Genomic DNA, 1,669 nt, shown 5'->3' on the forward strand with positions numbered 1-1,669 from the left:
GGACGAGAAGGTTCCGTGATTGTCGATTGTAGCGCCGTGCTCGCACTGTCCAGGACGCTTCGCGCCAGCTTCGCCGGTGCCGCCTTTGGCGGCATCCTGGACAGCACTTGCGCGCGGCGCTCTGCCTTGAAGTAGGTCGGGACGAAGGGATGGTCATTGCGGTCGAACAAAGGGATGTGGTCATGCAGCGGCAGCCCGGTCTTTGTCATGATGATGCGGATCGAAGAGAACCTGACGCTCGAGCAGGGTGCAGGCAAGCGCCAGCAAGCGATCACCGACGGTGCGCAAAGCACGGCCATGGCTATGGCCACGCTGGCGCAAGGCGGCATAGCGCGCGCGGCTGACCGGATCGTGCTGAACGGCGACCCGGCTCCAATGATAGAGGGCGTTCGCCAGCCGGCGATTGCAGGCGTAGCGTCTGAGCACGATGCATTTTTTGCCGCTGCGGCGGGTGACGGGAGCCTGGCCGGACAGAGCGCGCAGGACATGGTAATCTCTGCGTTTGAGAGCCTCGCAGGCCTCAGCGAGCAGCGTGGCGAGAATGATCCTGCCGATTCCCGGCAAGGAGCGCAGGATCGTGACGTCACGCTGCTCGGGTCTATTGTCGGCTTCTTCCTCCCCGTCCGGCTGTTGCTCCAGGGTCCGGCACAGCTCATCGAGCCTGCGATGAGCTTGCTTTCTCTGCTGGCTCATCAGGCGGATGCGCTGGATGAGGATGCGGATATGGCCGCTCGCCGCCTTGACTGTGCCCGGGGCGACAACAAGCGGCTTCTGGCGCAGGATGCGCAAAACCTCGGCCGCATCGAAGCGCTGGATGCGATGCACCTTGAGGATCCGGGCAATGGCTCCAACCTGTGTCTGCGCCGCCTTAGTCGGGGTCGGCGCCTCCTCCCAGAGCTCGAGCAGCCAATTGGCTGCAATATCGTCATCAACAAGCTCGAGCATCTGTGGATAGTATCGCCATAGCTGCTCGCGCATCCGGTTGGCCAGCCGAGTGCGCTCGTCTCTGAGGTCGTCGACCAGACGCGACCACTCGCGCAGTTCGATGATCAGGGGATCGTCGAGCATGAGCCGGCGATAGGCTTGCCTGTCGGTGACGAGTGCATGCGCCAGCACATAGGCATCGCGGCTGTCGTCCTTCGCTCCCGCCATCGTGAAGCGGTCGCGAAAGCGGTCAAGCTGCTTGGGATTGATGGCATGAACCGCAAAGCCGCGTTCCAGAAGCATCTCGACCACCGGTCCATGCGATGTCTCGATCGCCACCGCCAGCCGATCCGGCGAGGCTCCTGTCGTCGCGACCAGCCAATCGCACAGCTCCGCCAGACCGCTGCCGCCATGGCTAACATCCCGTTCGCCAACCATCCGGCCCGCACCATCGACAACACAGGCGTGATGCGTCTCGCTCGCCCAGTCGATCCCGGCATAACCATCGAAGTCCTCGATCATGGCCTTCCTCCATTGGCTTGCGGGCCGGCCGCGACCAATGTCGATCCCTGTACTGGCGCTCGAGGCGCAACCTCCCACTGGACCTTCGTCGCGGCCACTCCGCCGAGGCACATGTCCTCTCCTGGTGCTCGCAGCAACGCGGAGGGCTTGGTGGCTCCCGGCAGAGCGACCCGTCCTGCCAGTCTAATCCCCGGCACAGGACACCAGAAGGGTACAGGGAGGG

The 1,669-nt window shown here is 63.9% G+C and carries 2 protein-coding genes; both read right to left on the minus strand.

What is annotated here, in order from left to right; all coding sequences use genetic code 11:
* The coding region (locus DS839_RS37120) for a hypothetical protein (RefSeq protein ID WP_368912115.1) at positions 1 to 209 on the minus strand (209 nt) is incomplete at its 3' end.
* Entirely contained in the window at positions 181 to 1,446 is a 1,266-nt protein-coding gene (locus tag DS839_RS35750) for an IS110 family RNA-guided transposase (RefSeq protein WP_119275343.1), read from the minus strand. The genes DS839_RS37120 and DS839_RS35750, both read right to left, overlap by 29 nt.
* Positions 1,447 to 1,669 lie beyond the last annotated feature (223 nt).

It is taken from the genome of Taklimakanibacter deserti (assembly GCA_003574785.1).

What these genes read in the sequence shown, in the direction of transcription:
- DS839_RS35750 (WP_119275343.1), bottom strand. Translation starts at nt 1,446, where the DNA reads ATGATCGAGGACTTCGATGGTTATGCCGGGATCGACTGGGCGAGCGAG.